Below are 25,514 nucleotides of genomic sequence, written 5' to 3' on the forward strand. Positions count from 1 at the left end.
GATTATATAATCTATAAATTAAGAAATATGAATTTAGATAAGTTTTATTCTTTAAGAACAAGTTTTACTGTAATAGCAATTACTGGTAGAGTAGGGTCTGGATGTTCTCAAATTGCCGATAAATTAGCTAAAGAAGATTTTAATCAAAATTTAAATTCTTTAATAATTAAAAACTCTTTAAACCCTGAGAATATAAAATCTAATATTTGTACTAACTATTTATCTCACCCCAAAAATTGGACAGCATTCAAGAAAATTCTATATAAGGACATACTATTATTTCATGTTTTATTTTATGCAGCCCAAAAATCTGAATCGATTCTTGATACAATTGAAAAAATTATAGAGATTATTTGTCAAAATGATCCGGAACTCAATCCAGAGATTTTAGGTAATAGATTTACAAATAAAGATGATAAACTGATATTATTTGAGAAATTGAAAGGTTTACTATTGGCTAGTGATATGTGGTATTTAAAGATTAAAGAATTTAAAAAAGAAGATCTTAATTCCTGTCTATCTAATAAAAAGAACTATAGAAAATTATATGAATATTATTTTAATGAGCATGAAGAATTATCTTTAAAATTTTATGAAATTCTTAATAATCATAATTTTATAAAAAGAACTCGTTTTATACATGATATTGCAAATAATCTTAGAAATTTTGGATCTGTTGTTACTAATTATTCTGCAGTAAAAGGTAAAGAGTACAGTTATAATCATATCTATACCGTTGCAGAAACAATTAATCGAGTAATTAAATGCTGGAGATACGTTAAGAAAGGTAAAACAAAGACCAGAATAGTTATTGATTCTTTAAAAAATTCTCGTGAAGCTATGTACTTTAAAGAGAAGTTTGCTGCTTTTTATATGATTGCCACAAATAAGTCTGAAGAAGAACGAATTGAATATCTTAAAAGTAAACTAATATCAAAGAAAGTTCTCGATAGTACTATTCAAGACATCTATAATCTAGATGAAAGTGAATACAAAGGAGAGGAAGTAAATAATGGCGAATTTGCATCTCCTGATATAATAAACTGTATCCAAATTAGTGATTATCACATATTTTTTTCTAATAAGCAATACGGAAGCCTTGAACCTATAACTGATGGGTTATTTAAAAATAATAATTATCAATTTATTTCTTTAGATAGACAACTGGTAAAACTAGTTTCTCTAGTTCAGCAGCCAGGACTTATTACTCCTTCTGCAATTGAAAGATCTATGCAAATAGCTTTTAATGCTAAATTAAGCTCAGGATGTATTTCAAGACAAGTAGGTGCACTAGTAACTGACCAGAACTTTTCTATAAAAGCAATAGGCTGGAATGATGTTCCACAAAATCAATTACCCTGTAATTTAAGAAATGCTCAAGACTTAATCAATAAAAATAATACCAATCAATTCAGTGATTTCGAATTAGGACAAGATAATTCTAACACATATAGTGATGATCAAACTTTTCACGATAAATTTAAATCAGAAGTTAATGAAAAACACTTGAGTCTAGACCTAGAGGGACGCAATTGCTCTTTCTGTTTTAAATCTTTTCATAATGCTTTTGAAGGGGAAAAAAATCAAGTACATACACGTTCACTTCACGCTGAAGAAAATGCTATGCTTCAAATCAGTAAGTCCGGAGGTCAAGGAATTAAAGGAGGTAAGCTATTTACTACGGCAAGTCCATGTGAACTATGTGCTAAAAAAGCATTTCAATTAGGAATTATGGATATTTATTTTATCGATCCTTATCCTGGTATTTCAAAACGTCATGTTCTTAAAGGTGGTGTAAATATTAATCCAAGTCTAATGATGTTCCAGGGAGCGGTAGGTAGAGCTTATCATAAACTATATGAGCCTTTTATGGCTTATAAAGATGAATTAGCTATTTTAACAGATATTAGACCTAAAGCCAAACCAGAAAAACTTCTCAGTAAGTTAACAAACGATAAAACACTGCAAAAAAAGTTATTAGATACAATTATAAATCATAAAGAATATTAAATATGCCCATACCAAAACACTTTGAAATCCGTGTTCCTGCCTTGCAGTTGCTTCAAGACAAAGGAACATTAAAACTAAATGAAGTTGTAGCTTTTCTGGGTGAATATTTTCAACTTACCGAAGAAGATATGTCGGAAATGTATCCTTCTGGTAACGGTCATATATTCTACGATCGAGTTAGCTGGGCATTGAGTTATTTGAATATGGCAGATTTACTAGATAAGCCAAAAAGAGGGTTCTATAAGATCAATGATTCCGGAAATCTTCTTTTACAAACTCCCCAAAAGATAAATGATTATGTGGATACTAAAGTAAATGAGCGAGAAGTACCGAGAAAGTCCAAGAAAAACACAAAATTAGAAGAAGAAATAAATGAATCCACCAATAGTGGCACTCCATCTGAGAAATTATACAGTTCTTTTGAGAAAATAAAGTCAGCTCGGAAAACAGAGATTTTAAATATGATTCTAAGTAAAACTCCTTATGAGTTTGAAAATCTAGTAGTACAACTTTTACAGCAAATGGGGTATGGAGGCGAAATTAAGGATTCTGGTTTGGTCACTAAGGCTTCCAATGACGGCGGTATTGATGGAATAATAAAAGAAGACGAATTAGGTTTAGGTAGAATTCATATACAAGCGAAAAGATACGATCATAAAAATGGTGTTGGTAGAGACGATATTCAAAGGTTTGCCGGAGCCATGTTAGGAGCTCCAATGAGTAAAGGAGTTTTTATCACCACCTCCTACTTTTCGAAGGGAGCTATTGAGTATGTACTTAAATTAAACAATGCAACAATTATCCTAATCGATGGGGACCAATTAGCCGAATATATTTACAAATTTGGTTTAGGAATGCAAGTGGTACAGACTATAGAAATAAAGAAACTAGATACTGATTTCTGGGATACGATGAAGGATAATTAATTTTTATGTCAGAGTATACTTTCCCCTGGCGCGCTTTTGCAAAGCGTGACGTTTCTACCGCACTTTATAAAACCTGCCTTACTCTTGTAAAGCGCATCCCCTTTACCGTATAGAACAAACAGTTAGATGATGCAACAGCGGGAAATAAGTCTCAATATAGAGATATCGTTTAACAGTCTATTTTTTGAAAAAAATCATATAACGTAATATCTCTAGCTTCGCAAATTCGATATAAAGTTTCCACAGGAATTCTATAATTATGTATATTTTTTATCTTCCTTACTGTACTTTCATCAATAGTGTGCAAGATAGCAAAGGCATTTTGTGATTTACCTTCCTTTAGCCATGGTTGCAGCCACTCCTTTGTTATATAGTTACATATTTCAACATTAATATCAGTCATAGTAACAAAGGAAATGGATGACTAACAAAATACTTCGGTCGTTCGACCGTAATTTAAAATTATTTATTATATTTGACTCATAATTACATATTTGAGAGACTTCTTAAAGTAAAATATTAGAAGCATTCACTTTGGGTATTACATAAAATCCATTAGAATGCAAGTACAACAACCACCAATGTAAAGGAGGGCTTTCATGGCGAACACTAAGTTAGAACTATTAAAAAAAGGATGTCCTTCCGCCTTTGCAGATATTTATGCCAAACACAGCAGAAATATCTTCTGGGTGGGCAAGCGATTAATCGATGATGAGTTTGTAATAGAATCATTGGTACAGGATGCTTTTTTAAAATTATGGCTCTATAGAGAAACAATAGAATCTCCCAAGCATATTTTCTTCTTTTTACGATTTGTGATGAAAAGAGAGTGTATCTCCTACTATACCCGTCCCAAAAATAATTTTTCTAGAAACATACAATCGTTAGAGAATTTTCAAAACTATCAAGACTATATGGTAGGATACGACCCCCTCAATGGAACAGAAAATCAAAAACTCCAAGAGATGAACCAAAAAGACTTCGATAGAATCAAAATAGTATTGCCCCTATTAAATGCAAAAAGCAGCCACCTCATCGAGCTCTGCCTAAAATATGGCTTTCAATACAAGGCCATTTCCGAGGCAATGGGAACGAGCCTTAAAGAAACCTGTAACGATATAAAAAAGGCCATTAGCGATATCAAAAACATCATAAACCAAGGAGACAAGCTTAATTCCAAACAAAGTACAGTCAAACTAAAAATTCAAGAAGGGATAACACCGCAACAGGCAGAAGTACTAAAACTACGATGTGAAGGGAACTGTACTTTTGCTTTCATTGCCACAACGCTCAACCTTACTCAAAAAGAAGTGCACAGCGAGTTTGTGGCCGCATATAAAATAGTACAAGACAAATACCAACCACAATTAGCTTAATATGGAAACAGCTACAATGAAACGAACACGAAAAATCCAGCTATGGATCGACCTTCCCACCAAGGAGGAGCGGAAAATAGCACTAGATACACTATACCAATGGCAAAACAGGTGCTTTAGAGCGGCCAACCTTATCGTTACACATCTGTACGTACAGGAAATGATCAAGGAATTCTTTTACCTATCCGAAGGAATACAATATAAACTGGCAGACGAAAAAAAAGTTGAGGACGGAATCTTGCAACGCTCTCGTATCAATACAACCTATCGGGTGGTATCAAATCGATTTAAAGGCGAAATCCCAACCAACATATTGTCCACACTCAACAAAACCTTGGTAACCTCCTTTACCAAAGATAGACCTGCATACTGGAAAGGCGAATGCTCCTTAAAAAACTTCAGAAGAGATATGGCATTGCCGTTCAGCTTAGAGCTGGTAAGTGGCCTGCATTATGATGACCAAAAAAATGCATTCTGCTTTAAGCTGTTCCAGATCCCTTTTCGCACCTATTTAGGGAAAGATTTAACAGATAAACGAAAGCTATTAGAACAGGTAATAACAGGGAATACCAAACTCTGTACATCACATATCAAACTAAAAAATGGCAAGATATACTGGCTCCCAGTATTTGAAATTGAAAAGGACGAACACCGTCTGAGACCTGAAGTAATAGCGGAAGCATCCCTATCCCTCGAATATCCACTTATAGTAAAAACAGCCAACAAGAAACTAACTATTGGCAGCAAGGAAGAGTTTATGTACAGAAGGCTAGCCATACAGGCAGCTAGAAAAAGGGCACAAGAAGGAGCTACTTTTTCCAAATCGGGAAAAGGAACCAAAAGAAAATTAAAAGCAATGCACAGCTTCCACCAAAAGGAAAATAAATATGTGCAACAACGTATCCACTTCTATAGTAAAAGCCTGATCGACTTTTGCATCAAACATCAAGTAGGAACACTCATTTTAAGAAACCAGGAAGATAAAATTGGAATAGCCAAAGCAGAAAAATTTGTCCTAAGAAACTGGAGCTATTACGACCTCATGGTCAAAATAAAGTACAAAGCAGAAAAAGCAGGCATTGAACTTATTGTCGAATGATACGCTGATGCGTAACGAGGGTGCTTGTACACCCGTAAGGTGAGGCCAGTTAGAGCACTCACTAAATGTAAAAAGCATATACAACGCGTGGACTCTCTTATTTTGATAAGACCCCTGACGCGCTTTTGTAAAGCGTGACAATTCTAGTGCGCTTTTATAAAACAGCATTCCATCAAAACCACAAAGAAGTAGTACCCCCTAGATACCCCCTAGATACCCCCTAGATAAGCCATGGATAAGCCATGGATAAGCCCATAAAACCTCATAAACCTAAAAGGATCTTAAATACAGGCATTCAAGGGATAATTCTTAACACCTCTAAACGTGCCATAAGCCCTGTAAATACGGTACTTTTAGCCAATCTAACCCAAATAAATAAAACCCAATAGAGACCCAACTTGTGAAATATATCCAAAAAAGGCACGAACAAATTATTATCCCTACTCGTGTATACGTATCGTATATTCTAAAAGGCAGGCTCGAACCGTCATGTTATGAATAAGAAACAAAACCCAAACTATTCAATACTCACCTTCCCAAAACCTAAGTGTCTTTTTCTTTGGTTCGTTTCTTTTGGACAAGCAAAAGAAATGAACAGAACACCCTTAAAACCCAATGAACATCATCATTTCATAATCACAAATCACCAGTCACAAGTCACTCAAAAAACAACTCTAAAAACACGATACCAATCCGTTCCCTAAGCGTAGAATACCTATCGAAAAAATCGAAACAGGACGACGAAGGAGGACGCGGTTTTTTGGATAGGGGTTTGAAAGACGGCACGGATTTCAAAATTCCCCAGCGTGGGTGTCTTTTTCTTTGGTTCGTTTCTTTTGGACAAGCAAAAGAAATGAACAGAACACAAATAGAACCGCAGCATAAACTCATTATATAGGCTGTTTAACCTTCCATTTTAAAGTCAAGAACTAAATACGTTTACATAAAGTATTTGTGACATCGGCAGCTTCATCAATTATGCATTGATTGAAATACAACCAAAAAAACTCTACCGAAATCACCTTTTTTTTATATGTCTTTTTTATAAAACAAAATTGAAATAATAATAAACCCAATTCCTGTAAGCGCTGGAGGGAGCATTTTTCCAATAATTCCAAGTATCACCATGACTATGGCAATTAGCACCAGTGTAATTAATAGCATGTTCTTCATGTTTATTTTATTTAATGTAAATCAATTATTTAAATTCCATTTGTAATCTTTATAGTTAATTTTAGTATTTGCATTGATTTTTACAGTTGAGTATTTGTTTAAAAAATCAATCAAGCTTCCTTCATTTTTAAAATCACCAGAAAACCAATCAAATATTTTTGAAATTTCAATTTTATCGGCAGTAATACTATTTTTGGTTGTATCGTTAATAAAAGAAATTGTCGAACTTTCTAACTGCTTTTCAATCTTGGCTTCAGTATAGGCTTCATTCAACAAATTAGGACACGAATAAGATGCGCAATTAATGGCAAAATGAATTCGAGGTTCATTCATTTTCCTTAAAATTTTATGTTCAATTTCACCTAGACTATAGGCGCTATTTTCTAACATAATAAAATCTTGATCCCAAGGTTTTTTAATGTCCTTTATGCTTTCAACTGGATAATTATCTAAAATTAATTTCACCGTAAATGCATTATATGCATTAATCCAATACGCCAAAGTTGCATTTTTTGACCATGATTTTTTAGGAAGGTTTTCGGCTAAAACATCTAAATAAGATTGAAGTGCTGCTGTATCGTTCTTAAACCCCAGGTAATCTACTTTTCCCGAGCTTGAAACATGTTTTTGCAATAAATCATCCCACTTTTGGTGACTTATGGTTGCTACATTATCACTAATTTCTAAATTGGAACTATACGCTAAATCTGGAATTGAATTTCCGCTTTCTGCACAAGAGATAAATGGCATAAAAAGTAGAATTAAAATATATTTTCTCATTTTATAAGGATTTAATTGTTCTATGTATTGGACTCCATTATAATACAAACCTAACAACTGTTTAGAAAAAAAGGGTTCAGCTACATTCAATATATGTATAAGTGTTTTGAAATATTCCCTCCGATTTGTCAGTTTTAAGAAAAGTCAAAAAAATCATCCCTAAGCGTAGAATACCCATCGAAAAAATCGAAGCAGGACGACGTAGGAGGACGCGGTTTTTTGGATGGGGGTTTGAAAGACGGCACGGATTTCAAAATTCCTCAGCGTGGGTGTCTTTTTCTTTGGTTCGTTTCTTTTGGACAAGCAAAAGAAATGAACAGAACACCGTTAATCCCTCAGAATCCTCTTCATTTCCTAACCACAAATCACCAGTCACAAGTCACAAATCACCAGTCACAAATCCCTAAGCGTAGAATACCCATCGAAAAAACCGAAACAGGACGACGCAGGAGGACGCGGGTTTTTCGATAGGGGTTTGAAAGACGGCACGGATTTCAAAATTCCCCAGCGTGGGTGTCTTTTCTTTGGTTCGTTTCTTTTGGACAAGCAAAAGAAATGAACAGAACACTGTTAATCCCTCAGAACTCTATAAACACTACGTCAGTAATCTAGCTTAAGAAAAGATTCCGTAAAATTCAAAAAAGAAAAGACATAATTGAAACCTAAAACACCCATACAAACCTTTTCCCAAAGCGTAGAATACCCATCGAAAAAATCGAAGCAGGACGACGAAGGAGGACGCGGTTTTTTGGATAGGGGTTTGAAAGACGGCACGGATTTCAAAATTCCCCAGCGTGGGTGTCTTTTTCTTTGGTTCGTTTCTTTTGGACAAGCAAAAGAAATGAACAAACACCCTTAAAACCCAATGAACATCATCATTTCATAACCACAAATCACCAGTCACAAGTCACAAGTCACTAATCACAAGTCCCCAATCCCTAAGCCTAGAATACCCATCGAAAAAACCGAAACAGGACGACGAAGGAGGACGCGGGTTTTTCGATAGGGGTTTGAAAGACGGCACGGATTTCAAAATTCCTCAGCGTGGGTGTCTTTTTCTTTGGTTCGTTTCTTTTGGACAAGCAAAAGAAATGAACAGAACACCCTTAAAACCCAATGAACATCATCATTCATAATCACAAGTCCCCAATCCCTAAGCGTAGAATACCCATCGAAAAAATCGAAGCAGGACGACGTAGGAGGACGCGGTTTTTTGGATGGGGGTTTGAAAGCCGGCACGGATTTCAAAATTCCCCAGCGTGGGTGTCTTTTTCTTTGGTTCGTTTCTTTTGGACAAGCAAAAGAAATGAACAGAACACTCTTAAAATCGCAGCATAAACTTATTGCATAAAAAAAGCTTCAAGAGAACTTGAAGCTTTTTTCCTAGTAGCGGGAACTGGACTCGAACCAGTGACCTTCGGGTTATGAGCCCGACGAGCTACCTACTGCTCTATCCCGCGATATATAGTATCTGAGAGATGCCCAAGATACAATCCCAAATAATGTTCTTAGCTTTTAACTTTCGGTTCATAATGCCGACACGATTATTTCGGACTGCAAAGATACAACGTTTTTTAGTTCCCGCAAGTAAAGTCACTAGAAAGTTTAACATAAAATCATAAATATTTCGCTGACAGCTTCTTGTTTGCTATTTTTAATATATGACCAAGAAAACACGCTACAGCTTACTCACTGTTTTAACCGTAAGTATCCTCATACTTGCTGCTGTGTATTGGGTAAACAACAGCATTAAAAACAAAGTAGAACACTTCATTAACAACCGATTGACCGAAACCATTGTGCAATCGTACGACGATCTTTCTCTAAATGTATTGGAAGGCACCCTTACCTTCTCTAATGTTTCCGTAGCCATAAAAAATAAAGACTCCGAGGTGATTCACACCCAGGTCAATTTAAACAAATTAGTGATTACCGATATTAGTTATTGGCAGTACCTTGTTCACAATACCATACATATTGATCACATCTCTTTAAAAAACCCTACCATTCGCTACAAAGAAAACCTTTTGAAGGCTTCGAAAGACACTACCAAAAAACCCATGCTTACGTTGTTTAAACCTATTGAAATTGACGAAATTTCTATTGAAAATGCAACGCTTCAAATTACGGAAGATGAACAAAACACCATAAAACTGTACACCGAAAATGCTTCCGTAGCGGTTAAGGGCATTTCTATTACTTCGGAAACGTTATTGAAACGCCTTCCTGTTACGTTTGAAAGTTATGAAGCGGAAGCAGATTCCATTTTTGTAAAGATGAATGCCTTCGAAAACCTTTCCGCAAACAATTTTGTCTTGAAGAATAAAAAAGCAACTCTTACCGATATTATCCTCAAAACAAAGTACAGCAAGACCAAACTTTCCGAAGTCATTCAAAACGAAAGAGACTATTACGACGTACAACTAAAAACACTCACGGTAGACGGAATCGATTTTGGCTTTAAGAACCGTAAATTCTTTGCGAAGAGTACCGCTATAACCCTTGACACTCCTTCGGCGCTAATCTTTAGGGATAAATTGGTCGCAGACGATCCAACGCACAAAAAACTATACAGTCGCGCATTGCGAGAAGTACCTTTTGATCTTTCTATCGATGCGGTGAAAATTAAGAATGGTACCATTACCTATCAAGAACGCACCAAGAAAAACAATTTGGGCGGAACCTTACTTTTTAAATCGCTAGACGCCGATATTAAAAACATTAATAATACTTCGGAAGGAAACTCTACAACCACTATTGCCATTAAAGCCCTGTTTATGAAAGACACGCCTTTTACAGTCGATTGGAGTTTTGATATCCAAGATGTTTCAGATCATTTTACGTTTAAAACCTCCATTGGCGCATTGGAAGCGAGCGATTTAAATCCTTTTACGGAAGCAAATTTAAGGGTACGATTAACGGGAAAGGTGCTAAAAACTTATGTAACGATTGACGGAAATAGAAATGCATCGCATTCGGATATGAAAATTAATTACAACGACTTTAAAATAGCGATACTGAATAAGTCTGGAAGAGAAAAAAATAAGCTACTCTCAACAATTGCTAATTTATTTGTATCGAAAAACAGTAAAAATGAAGGCTATAGCGAAAGTGCGATTACCGCAACGCCCGATAAAACGAAATCGTTTTTTAATTATATCTGGGTAAATATTATGGCCGGCCTTACAGAAAGCCTAACGGGAGGAGGGTTGTAAGATTTCTTCTATTCGGCAATCCACGCCATCGCATCCAATCTATTCTCTGTTGGAAACTTTTTGAACTCTCCTTGAATAAAAAAATCATCGATCGTAGCAAGCGCATGAATCCACTTACGGTTTGATACAATGGCAATTTTATTTAATTTACTAGAATACTCAATAGGAAAGATGGTTGCAATAAAAACAGCGGTGAGCGTAAATTTTCGGATTTCGTTATCTTCTAAATACAAATTTACTTTGTCGTAGGTTTTCAGTTTATGCAACACAGAGTCACGAAGTTCTAGTACGGCCTTTTTATCCATAACCCCCTCAACAATATATCCTATTGTATTTTCAGAAAAACTAAAATCCACTGACATTTATACCTACAATTATTAAATAATGACTTACCCCTTTCTTTATCTTATTCAACAAGAACAAACGTGATGAAAACCAAAAATAAAGAATTTTCAAAAACAAAAGAAGGAAATATCCTACTTTTAAGTGGTTCCTATTTCCTTAATTTTTTAAAAGCTGATAAATATACTATTTTGTATAATCGCCTAATGTTAAACTTTAATAGGAACGTAATCAGCCTCAATACGATACATTCCTAATACACCAATATCACATTCATAAATAATTCTATTTATGAATTTTTAAAAGTTACAACATAATACACGTTTTAAAAGAGAGGGTTTTTCCCCTTTTTTACATCAACTTTAAAAGGGTCTCTTTTTTAGAGGGGTAGTTGTCTAAACGTTGGCATCAACAAAAGGTGTTATTACAGGTTTTATTGTTCTATATTTTCTGAAGTGAAACCAGTTAAAATCCCCTCTTCAAATTGAGGGGTCACTTGGATGGGATTACAACATACTTCGCAATCTTCAATATACGTTTGTCGTGCCACTGAAGCATCTAACAACATCGAAATTTCCTCCCAGCAATAGGGACATTGAAAAAAATGTTCGAACATTTAGGTTTCGTTTACTATTAAAAATTGTTTCTTCGGAAAAAAGATGCGATTTACAAAACTAGCGGCAATCACACAGTACAAAAGGCTACTAAAACTTCACATTGAGTAGTTGTCCCGTTAACTGAAGCAACTCCAATTCTGCCAACTTGGTTTCATATTTTGCAAAGTTTTTATTGGTTTGTGCATTCAACAAATTAATTTGTGCCTGTCGCAATTCTACAGAACTTATCTGCCCTACTTTATATTGCTCATTGCTGCGCTCAAAATTATTTTGTGCGGTAGCAACATTTTGTTCTTGTAACCGATAAATAGCTAATAAATTACTGTAATTACCTTCTGCATTGGCAATATCTCTCTGTACTTCCGAAATTAACTGACGCTTTACCAAATCTGTATTCTGTACCTGAATTTTTGCATTTTTCACATTCGTAATTCCACGACCTCCATCAAATAAACTCCAGGTTAAATTTAGACCCGCCGAAAAACCCGTGGTGGTATTGGAGCTTGCAAAGCTTGTGGAAGGGAAATTACCTTCATTCCATCCATAAGAACCCGTTAGTCCAAGACTGGGTAAAAATACTGCCTTGCTCGCTTTATAGCTAAACTCATTGATTCTTTTGTTCGAATTTGCCTGCAATAAACGAACATTGTTCGTGTCTGAGCCTTGTACAAATTCTTCTAACACCATCGGACTGGAAAATGCAACAATCGTATCTACTTCAAAATTTCGCTCTAAATCTTTATGGTTCACCACCACATTTAAATCGCGTTTCGTATTCCGTAATTGCTGCCGCGCATTCATTAAGTTGATGCTATCAGTTACAATATCTACTTCTGCATTTAGTACTTCCAGTTTATTTATCTGTCCGTATTCAAAAGCATATCCAGCACGTAGCAATCTCTTTTTTGTATTTTGAAAGGTTTCCTCCAATACTGTTACATTTTCGGTAAGACGCGCCACTTCATAATAAACCGAAAACAACTGAAGCAGTGTCGTTTCAATCGTTTCACGAGCTTCCAACTGACTTAAATTATAGTTTTCTTTTAACCGTTTGTAATCGTAATAACGTCCTAAACCGTCAAACAATGTGTAATTTAAATTTAATGAAGCATTGTATCGCGTCGTTTCTGCATCGGTGATATCTGAAATTCTTCCGTCTTGAAATCCGACCGTTTGATCTTCTATATTATAACTAGCACCCGCATTTCCTGTTAAGGACGGTAGGTATCCAGAATTTAAAAGGCCCGCATTATTTTCAGAAATAACAACGTTATTTTTTGCAATTACAATTCCGAAGTTTTGTTCCAGTACTTCAGAGACAGCATCTTCCTTACTTAAAAGATCTACCTGTCCGAAAATGCTTCCGAAGCAACCCAGAAAAAACCATATATAATTAATGTTCTTCATTTTGTTCTTTAATAGCACGTTCTACTTCTTCTTTTGTCACTTTATCGCCTGTTGCCAACCACTTTGAACCCGTTTTTACTGAATTCGTTACAGATAAAAGTAATGGTAAAATAATGAGCGTAAGTACTGTTGCAATACCAATTCCATAAGCGATAGAAATTGCCATCGGTTTTAAAAACTGGGCTTGTCTACTCTTTTCCAATAGCAAGGGTGCGATCCCAGCAATGGTTGTAAGAGAGGTTAAAAATATTGCACGAAATCGTGTTCTTCCCGCTTCATACAAAGCTTCATCAAACTTCATCCCTTCCTGAAGAAAGGAATTAAATTTCCCTATGAGTACGAGTCCGTCGTTGACCATAATCCCAATCAAGGCAATAATCCCCAACGCCGATAAGATATTGATAGGAAAATCATGAATCCAGTGTCCCCAACCTACAGCAATAAAACTAAACGGAATCATAATAATAAGCAATAACGGCTGACTATAACTTCGGAAAGTGAACGCAATCACAATATAGATTAGAAACACTACAATTGGCACCACAACTCCTGCTGAATCTGTTAATTTTTTTGCTTCCCGATTCTGTCCTTCATACAACACACGCACCGTAGGATATTTTGATAAGATGTCGGGTATTACGTTTTCTTGAATATCAGAAAGAATTTCGGTAGGACTGCCTTTAGGATCGGTGAGATCTGCATTCACCTGAATTTCACGTTGCCCGTTTAAGTGACTTATCGATTCGTCTCCGCGTTTAATTTCGTAGGTAGCAATCTCTCTGAAGGGAACGCGCGCTCCGCTCGGAGTTACAATGCGCATGTCATCAAGGTTATTAATCGATTCCCGATTTTCTCTGCTGTAACGCACCCAAACCCGAATTTCATCTTGTCCTCGTTGAAAACGCTGTGCTTGCAAACCAAAAAAACCTGCCCGCACCTGACTCATTACATCTCGTAAATTAAGTCCTAACGCATAGGCAGTTTCGTTAAGTGATACATAAATTTCTTTTATTCCTTCTGGGTCGGTATCGGTTACGTCGGTAAGAAGTGGATTATTCTCAAAGGCCACGCGAAGCTCCTCTTTTGCCGCTTTTAATTCATCTGTGGTGTTTCCAAGGAGTGAAACAGACACCGGACTTCCACCAAAATTTCCACCCGAACCAAAGGTAAGTCGTTCAACACCAAACACGGGACCCACTTCCTCACGAATCGAGGTTGTAATATCGGGAGAAGAAAAGTCGCGTTCTTCACCTGGCAGTAAATTAACCTGTAACGAAGCTTTGTTATTTCCAGGTCCTACTCTTTTAATAATATTTTCTACCACTTGTTTGTTTCCGCTTTGACGCGCGGTATAATCTTCATTAACACGCCAAGCAGCAGCTTCCACCAACGAAATAATAGAATCGGTAAGTTTCGGATTAGTCCCTTCAGGCATGAGCAAATTAATACTTACCCTGTCGCTCGCAATACTAGGAAAAAATGCCGTACGAATGATTCCTCCGTTAATACTCCCAATCGTTAAAATCATTAATGCCCCAAGGATTGCGAAGGTGATAAATCGCTGCTGAAGTGCAAAGCGAAGTACCGGACTGTAAATTTTGTCTCTGCAATAAGCCATAAACCGATCGCCATATTCATTAAAAACACGAAGTTTAGAAAATAGCTTGGCGATGCCTTTTTTGTTTTTCCGTTCTTCTTCTGTTTCTGAAATAAGGGCTTTTGAATGCGCAATATGTGCTGGTAATATGATGAGTGCTTCTACAAGAGAGACCACCAATGTAAGGATTACTATAACGGAAACTTCTCCAAAGAAATTCCCCATTCTTCCATCTAAAAACAAGAAGGTAGAAAACGCAAGTACTGTGGTTGTAATTGCCGCGATTATCGGCGGAAGCACCTCGATAGTTCCATCGATTGCTGCCTGAACTCTTGATTTGCCTTTTTCGTAATGTTGGTAAATATTTTCAGAAATCACAATACCATCATCCACAAGAATCCCAATAACGATAATCATTCCAAACAATGAAAGCACATTAATCGTTACTCCAAAGAGGTCGGCAAAAATAAACATTCCAAGAAATGAAATCGGCAATCCGAATGCCACCCAAAAGGCGAGTCGGGTATTTAGAAAAAAGGAAAGAAACAACAATACTAATAAAATACCTACGGCTCCATTTTCTAGAAGAAGGGCGGTTCGTTGTTCCAACCGAATAGAAGAATCGCTTACCACATCAATTTGTACTCCCGTATATTTCTGATTGAATTGTTCGATATACAGATTTACCTGTTCTGCGGTAGAAATAAGGTCTTCGTTATTGGTATTGGTTATTTCAATATTTACTGCCACATTACCATTAAAATAAGAAGCATTGGGTGTTTCAGAAAAACGATCCCGAACTGTAGCCACATCTTGAAGTAGCACCAGTGTCCCATTTTGTTCCGAACGAACCACGAGATTATTTAACTCGTTGCCGTAATACGATCGGTTACTCGCGCGAATAAGATAATCTTCGGCATCGGTTTTTATATTTCCTCCAGTAGTTAAAATATTTGCTTTTGCCACTGCTTCGGCAACTTCAGAAAAAGAAAGGTCATAGGCCAACAAATCATTCTCTCTAACGGCGATCTCAATCTCTTCTTCGGGATAGCCCGAAACGGTAATCTGCGAAATACCATCCATAGCACGGAGGTCATTTTCAACCTGCCTTCCAATTTGTTTTAAAGCACCTAGATCAATATTTTCTCCGCTAATTGAAAAATCGATCGTTTGACGAGTCTGCTCTTGTTTAGCCACGACGAGAGGTTCCATTCCTGTAGGGAAATTGGGAACGCGATCTACCGCATTTTTCACCTCCGCAAGCATGGCGTTAATATCTTCATTACTTTCAACCTCTACCGTAATACTTCCGCCACTTTCTCTAGACACCGAAGTAACACGTTCTACACCAATAAGACCTTTTAAATTATCTTCTATTTTAAGCACTACTCCTTCTTCGATTTCTTGAGGAGCTGCTCCGGGATAGGCAATATTTATTGTGATAATTTCAGCTTCCTGTAACGGAAAGAAAGAAGATTTTAATTGAAAAATTCCGAAGATCCCAAAAATGATAAAAGCAAGAATAAGCACATTTGTGGCAACTTCGTACTTTATGAAATAGCTGATAATTTTTTTCATTTCTAAAGTGTTTTCGTTGTTGAAGTAGGTTCTTCATCTTCTTTAGAAATTCCTTTCCCAATTTTTACAAGCATCCCAGAGTAAGCGCCGGGAACTGGTTTGGAAAGAATTTTTGTACCGTCGGGTACGCCTTTCACTACAACTTCATTTGGAGAGAAATAAACAGGATCTATTTCGAGAATTGATAATATACTATCCTTCACTACAAATAACTTATTCTCATCTACCAGTAACTTTCGGGGCAACTGTATGGCGTTTTCCACTTCATTGGCCTCCAATTGTGCTTCGAGATACATGCCTTCTTTTAAATCAGTTCCTTTTACTTCTACAAAGACATTAATGGTTTGAGTGGCCTGATTAATTCTTCCGTTGATTCGAACGACTGTACCTGTATAATTTTTACCCGTATCGACCGTATTAAGCTGTACCTTTTCTCCAATCTTTAATAAGTCACTGAATTCTTTTGCGATTGAAAGTTCCAGTTCAAACACTGAGGTATCGATGAACTCTCCCAGTTTTTGTCCCGATCGAATTAGCGTTCCTCGGGTCACCAAAGCTTCCGTAACAATTCCATTAAAAGGGGCTCTTACGCTGTATTTTCCTAGCCGTTGCTCCAAGTTTTTAACATTAAAATAAGAAGTTGACACGCCTCTTCCCGTTATAAAATAACGTACTTTTTCGGAGGTCATCTCTGGAAGATTGGGTACCGATTTCGTCATATCAAAATTAGCAAGATACTGGTTCCAAACAGGAAAAGCATCGGGATAATCCAAACGTAAATCGGGCATTAAGGAAGTGATAAGATTGTAGAATTCACTTTTTGCTGCTTGTACGGAAGCGTAATATTCCGAAGAATTCATACGGATTAGTGTCTGCCCTTTCTGGTAGTGCTGCCCCGCTTTAAAATCGTTTGAACTTGATTCGAAAATACCTTGAACTTCACTGTATATCTCCAATCGGTTTTTTGCTACCAAATTTCCATTGGCAGGAAGTATGATAGGAACCGTACTGTTTTTTACTTCTTCAACAAAAACCGTTTTAATTACTTTTTTCGCTTCAGGTTTTTGCTTTTCGTTGTTTTTTACAATGTAATTCGCACCAAGAACAGCTCCAACGAGAATTACAACCCCAATAGCAAAAAGTATAATTTTACGCATTTTTTATGTATTTTCCTTTTTTTCAAAAATAGGAAGCACATATTCTTCGGATGTTAAAAATATCCTAAATAAAAAAACTCTAAATTAACTCTTCTAGTTTATTTGTGATCTTTTCCCACTCTTCCATCAATTCACTTAATGTATCCTTTTTAGATTGATACATATCAAAAAAGTTTGGTTTTGCAATTGTTTCGTCATAGCGTATTGCTAATTCGGCATCAATTGCTTTAATCTCCTTTTCTAATTTTCCAATTGCAGCTTCAGTTTTGCTTAGCTTATTGGTAAGTGACTTTTGTTTCTTCTGATTTTCGTACGATTGCTTTCCTCCTGAATTTTTTTGTTTCCCTTCGGAAGCTATGACAGTTCTTTTTTCTGCTTCTCGTAAATTCTGAAGGTTTCGTTGTTCTAGGAAATACTCTATATCTCCTAAATATTCTTTTATCTTACGATCTTTAAATTCGTACACCTTATCGGTAAGTCCTTGCAAGAAATCTCTATCGTGAGACACTAAAAGCAGCGTTCCTTCAAATTTCTCTAACGAATCCTTTAAAACGTTCTTAGACTTAATATCTAAGTGATTGGTTGGCTCATCCATCACCAACACATTAAACGGCTGTAAAAGCAGTTTAGCGAGCGCCAAACGGTTTCGCTCTCCCCCACTTAATACACGTACATATTTATCTACTTCTTCTCCTCGGAATAAAAAGGATCCTAATATATCTCTTACTTTACTTCTATTTTTTTCATTTGCCGCATCAATCATAGTATCTAGAACGGTTTTACTTCCGTCTAAATAATCAGCTTGATTCTGAGCAAAGTATCCTATTTGTACATTGTGGCCCAATTTCATCGTTCCTTCGTGTGAAAGTTCGTTTACAATGATTTTTGCCAGTGTCGATTTTCCTTGTCCGTTTTGTCCCACAAAGGCAATCTTACTATCACGCTCTACCATCAAATCTACATTGCGTAAGACTTCCTTGTCTCCATAACTTTTTGAGACCTTAGAAGATTCAATGACGATTTTTCCAGGCGTAATCGAAACCGGAAAATGTAGCGTCATTACGCTATTATCATCTTCATCAACTTCAATACGATCAATTTTATCAAGCTTTTTTATCAGCGATTGCGCCATGGTTGCTTTACTTGCCTTGGCCCTAAACTTTTCAATTAGCTTTTCAGTCTGCTCAATTTGCTTTTGCTGATTTTTTTGGGACGCTAGTTGTTGCTCTCTAAGTTCTTTCCGTTGTACCAAATACTGGGTATACGGTTTGTTATAATCGTAGATCTTTCCGAGGGAAATCTCAATAGTACGATTGGTTACATTATCTAAGAACATTTTATCGTGCGATACAACCACAACCGCACCTGCATAATTTTTCAAGAATTCTTCCAACCATAAAATAGATTCAATATCTAAGTGATTGGTAGGCTCATCGAGTAATAAAATATCATTATTCTGAAGTAGCAGTTTTGCCAATTCAATTCGCATACGCCATCCTCCAGAGAATGTTTCGGTAAGCTTATTAAAATCTTCACGTTGAAATCCAAGTCCTTGTAAAATTCGCTCGGTTTCTCCTTGGTAGTTATACCCACCATGAATTTCGTACTGATGCTGTACTTCGTTCAAATCGACCATTAAATCGTGATAGCTCTCACTTTCATAGTCGGTTCGTTCAGCTAGTTGGGTGTTAATTTCTTCTAACTTCTTTTCAAGTGTTTTAATTTCTTTGAACGCTTCGTACGATTCTTCCAAAACCGTTCTACCAACTTCAAAATCGATATCCTGTTTCAAAAACCCTATCGAAATTTCCTTATCGGTGGCAATCGCACCTTCGTCGTATTCTTGCTCTCCAGAAATTATTTTTAATAAGGTAGATTTTCCCGCACCATTTTTACCTACCAAACCAACGCGAGTTCCTGCCCCTAATTGAAAGGTAATTTTTTCGAACAAATAGTCTCCTTGAAAAGAAACTGAAAGATTATGAATATTTAGCATCTATAAAGCTGTAATTTTTTTGCAAAGATGCTTAATTTTGTACTGCAAAAAAAATGATATGAAAGGTTCAAAGCTATATAGTATTTTCACAAGCACATGTCCCGTTTGTCATACAGGCAAAATGTACCTAAATAGCAATCCCTATATTATCTCTGAGGCACAAAAAATGCACGAACGCTGCCCACATTGTGACACCAAATTTAAAATAGAGCCTTCTTTCTTTTACGGTGCGATGTATGTAAGTTATGCCGTTGGTGTTGCCATTGCCGTTGCTGCCTTCATCATTGCTTACTTTTTTATAGGTCTTGGCCGACTCGAAAGCTTTTTTGTGATTACTGGAACGTTGATTGTGTTGCTTCCTGTGATTTTAAGAATTTCACGAAATATCTGGATCAATTTTTTCTTCAAATTTGACAAAGAAAAAGCAAAGAAATAAACCTGCTTAGGACCATCGGTTAATATCCACCTCTTTCGGAAGCTCAATTTGCATCGCTACATGCTCATAAAGCATTTTAGACAACAACGGAGCTCCCATGATTCCATGCGTTCCCAAACCGTTAAAAAACACCTTATTTTTACTTTCAGACAGCATTCCCATCAAAGGCCTCCTATCTTTTGTGGTTGGCCGAATTCCAATTTCTTGCGAAACTATTGTAAACGGACACGAAACCATTTTCTTAAACTTAGAAACAATCTCGTCTTCGGCTTTTTGTGTCGCTGCGTATCCTAAATCATCTCTCGAATAGGTGGCCCCTACTTTGTACAAATCTTCCCCTAATGGAATAATGTACACAGGTCCTTTCAATAAAAAAGGAAGCTTCAATTCTGGAGCTTTAATAAGGAGAAATTCCCCTTTATTGGGAGAAAGGTATTCTTTGGGAAAAAATGGATTGTTTGTTACGAGTACTCCTTCAGCAAACACAATTTTTTTTGCGGAAAGGTTTTTATAGTGAATGGTATTATTTTCTTCGGAAAGTTGGTCGTAGTCGAATGTTTCAGCTGAAAGTGAATCTTTTTTCTGAAGATACTCTCGATACGCGCTTAATACTTCTGAAGGAAAAATCCTTCCAGAATTACGAACCTTTCCGAAGCCAAAAGGAGCCACGACGGAAGCATTGGTATTGGCATCAATCTCGGCTGAAAGATAGGGAGACAATTCAAATTTATCGCTTGCCACTGCCCAATCATTCTGTTCTTCGACACTCGTTAAGATTCTATAAATAGGCTCTTGACTAAATATAGGAATATTTAATTTTTGAGAAAGGTGTTCATAAAAAGGAAGGCTTTCTTCCAAATGTTCTTTCGCATTCCAAGCAATGGTAAATCGTTTTAAAACGACTGGATTAAAGACCCCTCCCGAAACCTGAGTTGCCGAGGGTTGTTGTCCATCAAAAACAACAAAAGACTTACCGTGTTTTTCCAATTGCTCGCAAAAACTGAGTCCTGCAATGCCTAATCCTACTATGATATAATCAACTTCTTTCACGCAGCAAAGATAAAGTTACGGTTGGAAGTGATGGATAGGAAATTGAAAAAATATTGAAAATAAAAAAGCCCTCTTACAAAATAAGAGGGCTTTTTTTAAACTATATAATAGGTCTCTAGTAATTCCAAAGATCAATTTCTATATTTCTAATTACTTCTTGAATTCTATCCGATTCTAAAAGTTGCATTAAAGCGTTATCGTTGATGTATTCATTAACTGTTCTATCTCCTTGAACGTTATCTTCTTTGTAGATAACACCGTGAAAACGTCTTGAGTTTAATAAATGGTCGTACGAAATAGGTTGTGATGTATTCTTTCTATTAAAAGCTTTGGCTTTGTGTAACACTTCACGTGCTCCAGGATACCAAACCCAGAATAATTCAACTCTATTGTCAACACTTCCTTCATCTTCGAAAGCCTTAGAACGTGCTTCACCTGCTACTGGACAAATACCTAATAAACGGTATTTTAATTCTCCTTGACGTTTGTCTAGGTACCAGTATCCACGGATTCTCCACTCTTCAATATCACCTGCATCCAATGTAAACTCACGAATGTATTGGTCGTCTACAGCTTCACCGTTATTCACTTGGTCAATACCAGCATCCGTTGTATCTCTATATACTAAAGAAGCATCTAAATCGCTAAGGGTACGTTTTTCAGTAAAGTAAGAATCTGCATATACATTTTCTATTTTACCTTCTTTAATGTTTTTAACTAAAACATCGTACAATGAACGTCGTTCAGAACCAATATTGTTTGTGTCAATTGGGTAATACAAAGGAAAATTAACACGTTCATCAAGATCGATTATTTCCCATGTAGTTTTAGACCACAACACATCACGCTCGTCTGTATAACCATACGGAAGCGGATTGTCATTATCATAAGCGATCTGCTCACTCGTCTTCACGCCTATTTCGTCAGGTGTTGTAGCATTAAGGATGTTTATCTGCGCATTTGCAGCAAACGTCCCTACTAATAGACCAACACATAAAACAACATTCTTCAAATTCATAAGTAATTAGTTTATTCTAGTTTGTTAACTCAATAAATACAGGAGATATTTTCTTTAATTTATATCCTGAATTTCCTGAAATATTTGCTGTAATGTCAAATATTTGAACTGTCTCACCACGTTTCGCTCTTTTTAAAGCTGAAGTTGCTTGACCGTTTAATCTAGCTCCGTTTACTTTTACAGTAGGTTGACCAGATACTTTAAAGCTAAATCCTGTTACATTTAATTTTAAATCAAAATCGAAGTCAGGTAACACAGCACCAACAGAAGACTTTTCAAGTCCTTGACGTTGCATTCTTACCACTCCTCCATCACCATCTTCCCCACGAATGGTTCCGGTTGGTCTTGGAATTCCTTTTACACGAAATTCTGAATTAGAACTTACACGTTGTCCGTCAGGTAAAGTACCACTAGCCGTAATTGTAACCGTTCTACCTTGTCCAGGTGTCATGTTATATTTACTTCCAGAAACTTTAGAAAGACCCGCACCAGATGCAGTTACTTTGTTGTCTGGAATACCAGGAATAGAAATCGTCATTGGATTTACAACTCCTTGGTAAACTACATTCATTTTATCTGCAGCAATTACAGCAGAATTAGGCTTAGAGATTGTTGCGAAACCTGTATTTACAGGAACTTCAATTTCTTTTCCTCCTTCACCATAATACAAGAATCCTTCAATTTTGTGATCTCCAGGGCTTCCTGCACTTACTTTAAGAACAATTCTACCTCCTTCAATATCGTAATCTTTTCCTTTTTCAAGTTTTCTTCCGTCCAATTTAAGGTCTTCTCTTTGTGGCACGGTACTCGCATCAGTTCTACCTAATAAGATCGCTCCGTTAAAAACCTCTCCAGGATAGAATGCCGATTTAGGCACATCCATAAAAGTGTTGTAGTTGTTCATAGAAAGCGCTGAAGCTTGTTGGCCAGCTAACATCTTTTGTAACACTTCACTTTCCGTAGTTTTAATATCTGCTTGAATCTGCGTCAATTTAGTTAAAGAAGCAATTAATGGAAACCCTTCGTAGTTATAGTTTAACCACTCACGTTTTTTCCCATCACGATCTTCTACTTGAGAAGTAGAAAAGTTTTGTTCGATTGCTTTTCTAACATTTGGAAAAGATTCTGCTGGCAATACTGCCATCATTTTAGTTCTATACTCGTTCATTTTATCAATAAACTCTTGTCCTTCTGGCTTATAATTTTCACCAGTAAAAAATAGATTGTTAAAATGATCTGGTTTATCCATTACTTCATAATCTGAAGTATCTTCAAGATCAGCTTTAGCCGCAGTTTTTAAAGATTGAATATACGCATCTAGTTCTGCAGAAATTTGAGCTACTTTACTTCCGTTTTCTTTTACCGCTGCATATTGCTCTGGAGCATCTATTGCTTTTTGAGCTAAGTTAGCCATAAAAGCTTGGTTACGTTCGGTAGTTGCAGTATTTGCTTCTTCTATTTTTTTGTCTAAAAGCCCAAAAGCTGATAGTACTTCTTTCGACATGTTTAATGCCAACATTGCGATGAAAACCAGATACATCAGGTTAATCATCTTCTGTCTAGGGGAACTTCCTCCTGCCATGTTAATTTGTTTTTAAATTAATAGTTAGTGAGAATTGTCCTAGTTTTTTGAACTCATAGCCGATAACATTCCGCCATATACACCATTTAAAGATGATAAGTTCGTTGCAAGGTGTTGCATTTGTTGCTTTAATTGCTCAGCGTTTTCTGCTACTCTTTCGTTAGCTTCAGCTTGACGACTTGTAGACTCTACTTGTACTTTGTATAAGCTGTTTAAAGATTCCATTTGCGCAGCAGCTAATGCCATTTCTTCGCTGTATTTTTTAGTAGAGCTCATTGCCTCAGCAGTTGGAGCCATTCCTTTAGCAGCACCTTCAAAAGAACGGATACTATCGCTAAGGCTACTCATTAATTCTGAATCAATTTTTGCTCCTTTAAGCATTTCATCTAATTTCTTAGACAATAACCCTTGTGCATCTTCTGGTTGCTCATCTTTCTTTTTCTTAGATGAAGCAGCACCACCTGCTAACTCAGGATATACTAATGACCAATCTAAATCACTTTCTACCGGTTCGAAAGCAGATATTGCGAAAATAATTGCTTCAGTAATAAGTCCAATTGCTAAAAGAATACCTCCATTAAGTGGTCCTAATTCCCAGTGAAGAATTTTAAATAAAGCTCCAATAATTACAATCGATGCTCCAAGGCCATAAGCCATGTTAAATAATTTCTTTGTTGATTTTGCTTGTGCCATAATAGTTTAGTTTAAGTTTAGTTAAGTTTTATTTATTTTAATAGATTAACGGGCGTCTCCAAAATTTTTGTTCATTGTAATGTCAGTCCCCATATAATCTTGTACTGTTCTAAAGCCGATATAGCTTCGAGCAGAATCTGCATATTCGTAATCACGAGTACTTACTTGAAGGAAGTAAGCTACATCTTTCCAAGAACCTCCACGTACAACTTTACGTGCATTATCTTCGTCATTTACATTTGGGTTCATTGTAGAAGTGTATTCGTAGGATGCAGGATCGTATGAAGATGCTACCCATTCTGAAACATTTCCAGACATGTTGTACAAGTTAAAATCGTTCGGTTCGTATGCATTCGCTTCAACAGTATATAACGCTTGATCTGCTGCATAATCTCCACGAAGTGGCTTAAAGTTTGCCATAAAACAACCTCTATCGTTTTTAGCATAAGGTCCACCCCAAGGATATGTAGCTGACGCTAAACCTCCACGAGCTGCATATTCCCATTCAGCTTCACCAGGAAGACGGAATGAATTTACATGATTACGCTTTTTAGATTTTTGGTATGAGTTTTTGTACAATGTTCTCCAAGCACAGAATGCTTTTGCTTGTTTCCAGTTTACACCAACCACTGGGTAATCACCATAGGCTTGATGCCAGAAGTAATCGTTGTGCATTGGCTCATTGTAAGAATAATTGAAATCTTTAATCCATACAGTAGTATCTGGATAGATAGCTACAGTATCTTTTTTAATAAAGTCTTTTCTTCTTTTGGTTTTATCTCTCGCTGCCGCTTGAATGTCCATGTGTGTGTATTGGAACTTCAATTTATTCACATCGATGGTACGTTGTCCATTATACGCTTCTTCAGCAGGGATATACATACTATCCATTACCTCTGTATAATATTCATCAGGATACTCGGCAGTATCCCAAATTAAATCAATGTTGTTGTTTATTTTTCTTCCAGCGTAGAAATCTTCTCCAAGACCATAGTAGTTATCGTACATGTATTGGTCGTACGGTGTCATTTCTGCACTCTCTTGATCTTCAAAAGCGAAATCACCTACACCACCATCACCTGGCATTGCACCCACTTCATCTGCAATAATTGCAAGACGTAAACGGATTGTAGAATCGCGAACCCACTCTACAAATTGACGGTATTCAGCATTGGTTATTTCCGTTTCATCCATATAGAACGAACGAACGGTAACCGTTTTGGTAGGGGCATCGTTAACAGCGACGAAGTCATCGTCAGCCTTACCCATGATAAAAGATCCACCTGGAATAAGTGTCATTCCATAAGGTTTTTCAGGATACCATTTTTTCCCTTTTGCTCCAACTAGTTCTCCTCTGTCTCCAGAGTTACAGCTGTACAAAAAGGCAACAATCGCAGTTAATGCAATAAACTTCTTCATAGGTAATTAGGTTAAATTTTCGAGATTCAAGGGCGTAAACCTA

At 36.4% G+C, this 25,514-nt stretch carries 20 protein-coding genes and 1 tRNA gene; 7 read left to right on the forward strand and 14 right to left on the reverse strand.

Going from position 1 to position 25,514, the window contains the following annotated elements; translation table 11 throughout:
• The first annotated feature begins 27 nt into the window (after positions 1–27).
• The 5 genes from BLQ00_RS17755 to BLQ00_RS17430 all read left to right on the forward strand — a co-directional run bounded on the left by BLQ00_RS17755 (position 28) and on the right by BLQ00_RS17430 (position 6,115).
• Positions 28–2,010, forward strand: coding sequence for a cytidine/deoxycytidylate deaminase family protein (locus tag BLQ00_RS17755; protein WP_093139599.1), 1,983 nt, complete (start codon positions 28–30; stop codon positions 2,008–2,010).
• A 2-nt stretch (positions 2,011–2,012) separates the two neighbouring features.
• Positions 2,013–2,936 (forward strand): restriction endonuclease, encoded by a 924-nt coding sequence (locus BLQ00_RS01365; protein WP_093139600.1) that lies wholly within the window; start codon positions 2,013–2,015, stop codon positions 2,934–2,936.
• Positions 2,937–3,535: 599 nt separating this feature from the next.
• A complete protein-coding gene (locus BLQ00_RS01375; protein ID WP_093139604.1) occupies positions 3,536–4,312 on the forward strand; it encodes an RNA polymerase sigma factor in 777 nt (258 codons plus the stop codon).
• A gap of 1 nt (position 4,313) precedes the next feature.
• Entirely contained in the window at positions 4,314–5,411 is a 1,098-nt protein-coding gene (locus BLQ00_RS01380; protein ID WP_093139606.1) for a hypothetical protein, read from the forward strand.
• 494 nt (positions 5,412–5,905) lie between these two features.
• Complete coding sequence (locus BLQ00_RS17430) at positions 5,906–6,115, forward strand: hypothetical protein (RefSeq protein ID WP_139149345.1); 210 nt, start codon at positions 5,906–5,908, stop codon at positions 6,113–6,115.
• Positions 6,116–6,440: 325 nt separating this feature from the next.
• On the opposite strand, the gene BLQ00_RS17520 is transcribed toward BLQ00_RS17430, so the two are convergent.
• The 3 genes from BLQ00_RS17520 to BLQ00_RS01395 all read right to left on the reverse strand — a co-directional run bounded on the left by BLQ00_RS17520 (position 6,441) and on the right by BLQ00_RS01395 (position 8,824).
• Positions 6,441–6,584 carry a hypothetical protein gene (locus tag BLQ00_RS17520; protein ID WP_175445389.1) on the reverse strand — a complete coding sequence of 48 codons (144 nt, stop codon included), beginning with the start codon at positions 6,582–6,584 and terminating at the stop codon, positions 6,441–6,443.
• Between the two features lie 21 nt (positions 6,585–6,605).
• Positions 6,606–7,364 carry a DUF547 domain-containing protein gene (locus tag BLQ00_RS01385; RefSeq protein WP_093141848.1) on the reverse strand — a complete coding sequence of 253 codons (759 nt, stop codon included), beginning with the start codon at positions 7,362–7,364 and terminating at the stop codon, positions 6,606–6,608.
• 1,387 nt (positions 7,365–8,751) lie between these two features.
• Positions 8,752–8,824, reverse strand: a tRNA-Met gene (locus BLQ00_RS01395).
• 201 nt (positions 8,825–9,025) lie between these two features.
• Here BLQ00_RS01395 and BLQ00_RS01400 point away from each other — a divergent pair.
• On the forward strand, positions 9,026–10,579 hold the full coding sequence (locus BLQ00_RS01400) for an AsmA family protein (RefSeq protein ID WP_093139609.1): 1,554 nt from the start codon (positions 9,026–9,028) through the stop codon (positions 10,577–10,579).
• Between the two features lie 8 nt (positions 10,580–10,587).
• Here the strand turns inward: BLQ00_RS01400 and BLQ00_RS01405 are convergent, their stop codons facing one another.
• The 6 genes from BLQ00_RS01405 to BLQ00_RS01430 all read right to left on the reverse strand — a co-directional run bounded on the left by BLQ00_RS01405 (position 10,588) and on the right by BLQ00_RS01430 (position 19,273).
• The gene (locus tag BLQ00_RS01405; protein WP_093139610.1) at positions 10,588–10,941 is read right to left on the reverse strand and encodes a SpoIIAA family protein; all 354 of its coding nucleotides are present in this window, start codon (positions 10,939–10,941) and stop codon (positions 10,588–10,590) included.
• Between the two features lie 413 nt (positions 10,942–11,354).
• Entirely contained in the window at positions 11,355–11,537 is a 183-nt protein-coding gene (locus BLQ00_RS01410; protein WP_093139612.1) for a CPXCG motif-containing cysteine-rich protein, read from the reverse strand.
• A gap of 88 nt (positions 11,538–11,625) precedes the next feature.
• Positions 11,626–12,945: a TolC family protein gene (locus BLQ00_RS01415; protein ID WP_093139613.1), complete on the reverse strand. Its 1,320-nt coding sequence runs from the start codon at positions 12,943–12,945 to the stop codon at positions 11,626–11,628.
• On the reverse strand, positions 12,932–16,120 hold the full coding sequence (locus BLQ00_RS01420) for an efflux RND transporter permease subunit (RefSeq protein ID WP_093139615.1): 3,189 nt from the start codon (positions 16,118–16,120) through the stop codon (positions 12,932–12,934). The genes BLQ00_RS01415 and BLQ00_RS01420 overlap by 14 nt, the downstream gene beginning before the upstream one ends.
• Positions 16,121–16,122: 2 nt before the next feature.
• Positions 16,123–17,277, reverse strand: coding sequence for an efflux RND transporter periplasmic adaptor subunit (locus BLQ00_RS01425; protein ID WP_093139617.1), 1,155 nt, complete (start codon positions 17,275–17,277; stop codon positions 16,123–16,125).
• A gap of 79 nt (positions 17,278–17,356) precedes the next feature.
• Entirely contained in the window at positions 17,357–19,273 is a 1,917-nt protein-coding gene (locus BLQ00_RS01430) for an ABC-F family ATP-binding cassette domain-containing protein (protein WP_093139618.1), read from the reverse strand.
• A 58-nt stretch (positions 19,274–19,331) separates the two neighbouring features.
• Between BLQ00_RS01430 and BLQ00_RS01435 the strand changes: the two genes are divergently transcribed.
• Positions 19,332–19,709 (forward strand): DUF983 domain-containing protein, encoded by a 378-nt coding sequence (locus tag BLQ00_RS01435; RefSeq protein ID WP_093139620.1) that lies wholly within the window; start codon positions 19,332–19,334, stop codon positions 19,707–19,709.
• Positions 19,710–19,715: 6 nt separating this feature from the next.
• On the opposite strand, the gene BLQ00_RS01440 is transcribed toward BLQ00_RS01435, so the two are convergent.
• The 5 genes from BLQ00_RS01440 to porK all read right to left on the reverse strand — a co-directional run bounded on the left by BLQ00_RS01440 (position 19,716) and on the right by porK (position 25,471).
• Positions 19,716–20,759 carry an NAD(P)/FAD-dependent oxidoreductase gene (locus BLQ00_RS01440; RefSeq protein WP_093139621.1) on the reverse strand — a complete coding sequence of 348 codons (1,044 nt, stop codon included), beginning with the start codon at positions 20,757–20,759 and terminating at the stop codon, positions 19,716–19,718.
• A gap of 115 nt (positions 20,760–20,874) precedes the next feature.
• Positions 20,875–21,777, reverse strand: coding sequence for a type IX secretion system ring subunit PorN/GldN (gene porN, locus BLQ00_RS01445; protein WP_093139623.1), 903 nt, complete (start codon positions 21,775–21,777; stop codon positions 20,875–20,877).
• A 16-nt stretch (positions 21,778–21,793) separates the two neighbouring features.
• The gene (porM, locus tag BLQ00_RS01450) at positions 21,794–23,359 is read right to left on the reverse strand and encodes a type IX secretion system motor protein PorM/GldM (RefSeq protein ID WP_093139624.1); all 1,566 of its coding nucleotides are present in this window, start codon (positions 23,357–23,359) and stop codon (positions 21,794–21,796) included.
• Positions 23,360–23,398: 39 nt separating this feature from the next.
• The gene (gene porL, locus BLQ00_RS01455; protein WP_093139626.1) at positions 23,399–24,052 is read right to left on the reverse strand and encodes a type IX secretion system motor protein PorL/GldL; all 654 of its coding nucleotides are present in this window, start codon (positions 24,050–24,052) and stop codon (positions 23,399–23,401) included.
• A 45-nt stretch (positions 24,053–24,097) separates the two neighbouring features.
• Positions 24,098–25,471 carry a T9SS ring complex lipoprotein PorK/GldK gene (porK, locus tag BLQ00_RS01460; RefSeq protein WP_093139627.1) on the reverse strand — a complete coding sequence of 458 codons (1,374 nt, stop codon included), beginning with the start codon at positions 25,469–25,471 and terminating at the stop codon, positions 24,098–24,100.
• Positions 25,472–25,514: the final 43 nt, after the last annotated feature.

Source organism: Ulvibacter litoralis, from assembly GCF_900102055.1.
Classification (GTDB): Bacteria; Bacteroidota; Bacteroidia; order Flavobacteriales; family Flavobacteriaceae; genus Ulvibacter; species Ulvibacter litoralis.

Coding starts and splice junctions, on each gene's coding strand:
- BLQ00_RS17755 (WP_093139599.1), top strand. CDS start 28: ATGAATTTAGATAAGTTTTATTCTTTAAGAACAAGTTTTACTGTAATA.
- BLQ00_RS01365 (WP_093139600.1), top strand. CDS start 2,013: ATGCCCATACCAAAACACTTTGAAATCCGTGTTCCTGCCTTGCAGTTG.
- BLQ00_RS01375 (WP_093139604.1), top strand. CDS start 3,536: ATGGCGAACACTAAGTTAGAACTATTAAAAAAAGGATGTCCTTCCGCC.
- BLQ00_RS01380 (WP_093139606.1), top strand. CDS start 4,314: ATGGAAACAGCTACAATGAAACGAACACGAAAAATCCAGCTATGGATC.
- BLQ00_RS17430 (WP_139149345.1), top strand. CDS start 5,906: ATGAATAAGAAACAAAACCCAAACTATTCAATACTCACCTTCCCAAAA.
- BLQ00_RS17520 (WP_175445389.1), bottom strand. CDS start 6,584: ATGAAGAACATGCTATTAATTACACTGGTGCTAATTGCCATAGTCATG.
- BLQ00_RS01385 (WP_093141848.1), bottom strand. CDS start 7,364: ATGAGAAAATATATTTTAATTCTACTTTTTATGCCATTTATCTCTTGT.
- BLQ00_RS01400 (WP_093139609.1), top strand. CDS start 9,026: ATGACCAAGAAAACACGCTACAGCTTACTCACTGTTTTAACCGTAAGT.
- BLQ00_RS01405 (WP_093139610.1), bottom strand. CDS start 10,941: ATGTCAGTGGATTTTAGTTTTTCTGAAAATACAATAGGATATATTGTT.
- BLQ00_RS01410 (WP_093139612.1), bottom strand. CDS start 11,537: ATGTTCGAACATTTTTTTCAATGTCCCTATTGCTGGGAGGAAATTTCG.
- BLQ00_RS01415 (WP_093139613.1), bottom strand. CDS start 12,945: ATGAAGAACATTAATTATATATGGTTTTTTCTGGGTTGCTTCGGAAGC.
- BLQ00_RS01420 (WP_093139615.1), bottom strand. CDS start 16,120: ATGAAAAAAATTATCAGCTATTTCATAAAGTACGAAGTTGCCACAAAT.
- BLQ00_RS01425 (WP_093139617.1), bottom strand. CDS start 17,277: ATGCGTAAAATTATACTTTTTGCTATTGGGGTTGTAATTCTCGTTGGA.
- BLQ00_RS01430 (WP_093139618.1), bottom strand. CDS start 19,273: ATGCTAAATATTCATAATCTTTCAGTTTCTTTTCAAGGAGACTATTTG.
- BLQ00_RS01435 (WP_093139620.1), top strand. CDS start 19,332: ATGAAAGGTTCAAAGCTATATAGTATTTTCACAAGCACATGTCCCGTT.
- porN (WP_093139623.1), bottom strand. CDS start 21,777: ATGAATTTGAAGAATGTTGTTTTATGTGTTGGTCTATTAGTAGGGACG.
- porM (WP_093139624.1), bottom strand. CDS start 23,359: ATGGCAGGAGGAAGTTCCCCTAGACAGAAGATGATTAACCTGATGTAT.
- porL (WP_093139626.1), bottom strand. CDS start 24,052: ATGGCACAAGCAAAATCAACAAAGAAATTATTTAACATGGCTTATGGC.
- porK (WP_093139627.1), bottom strand. CDS start 25,471: ATGAAGAAGTTTATTGCATTAACTGCGATTGTTGCCTTTTTGTACAGC.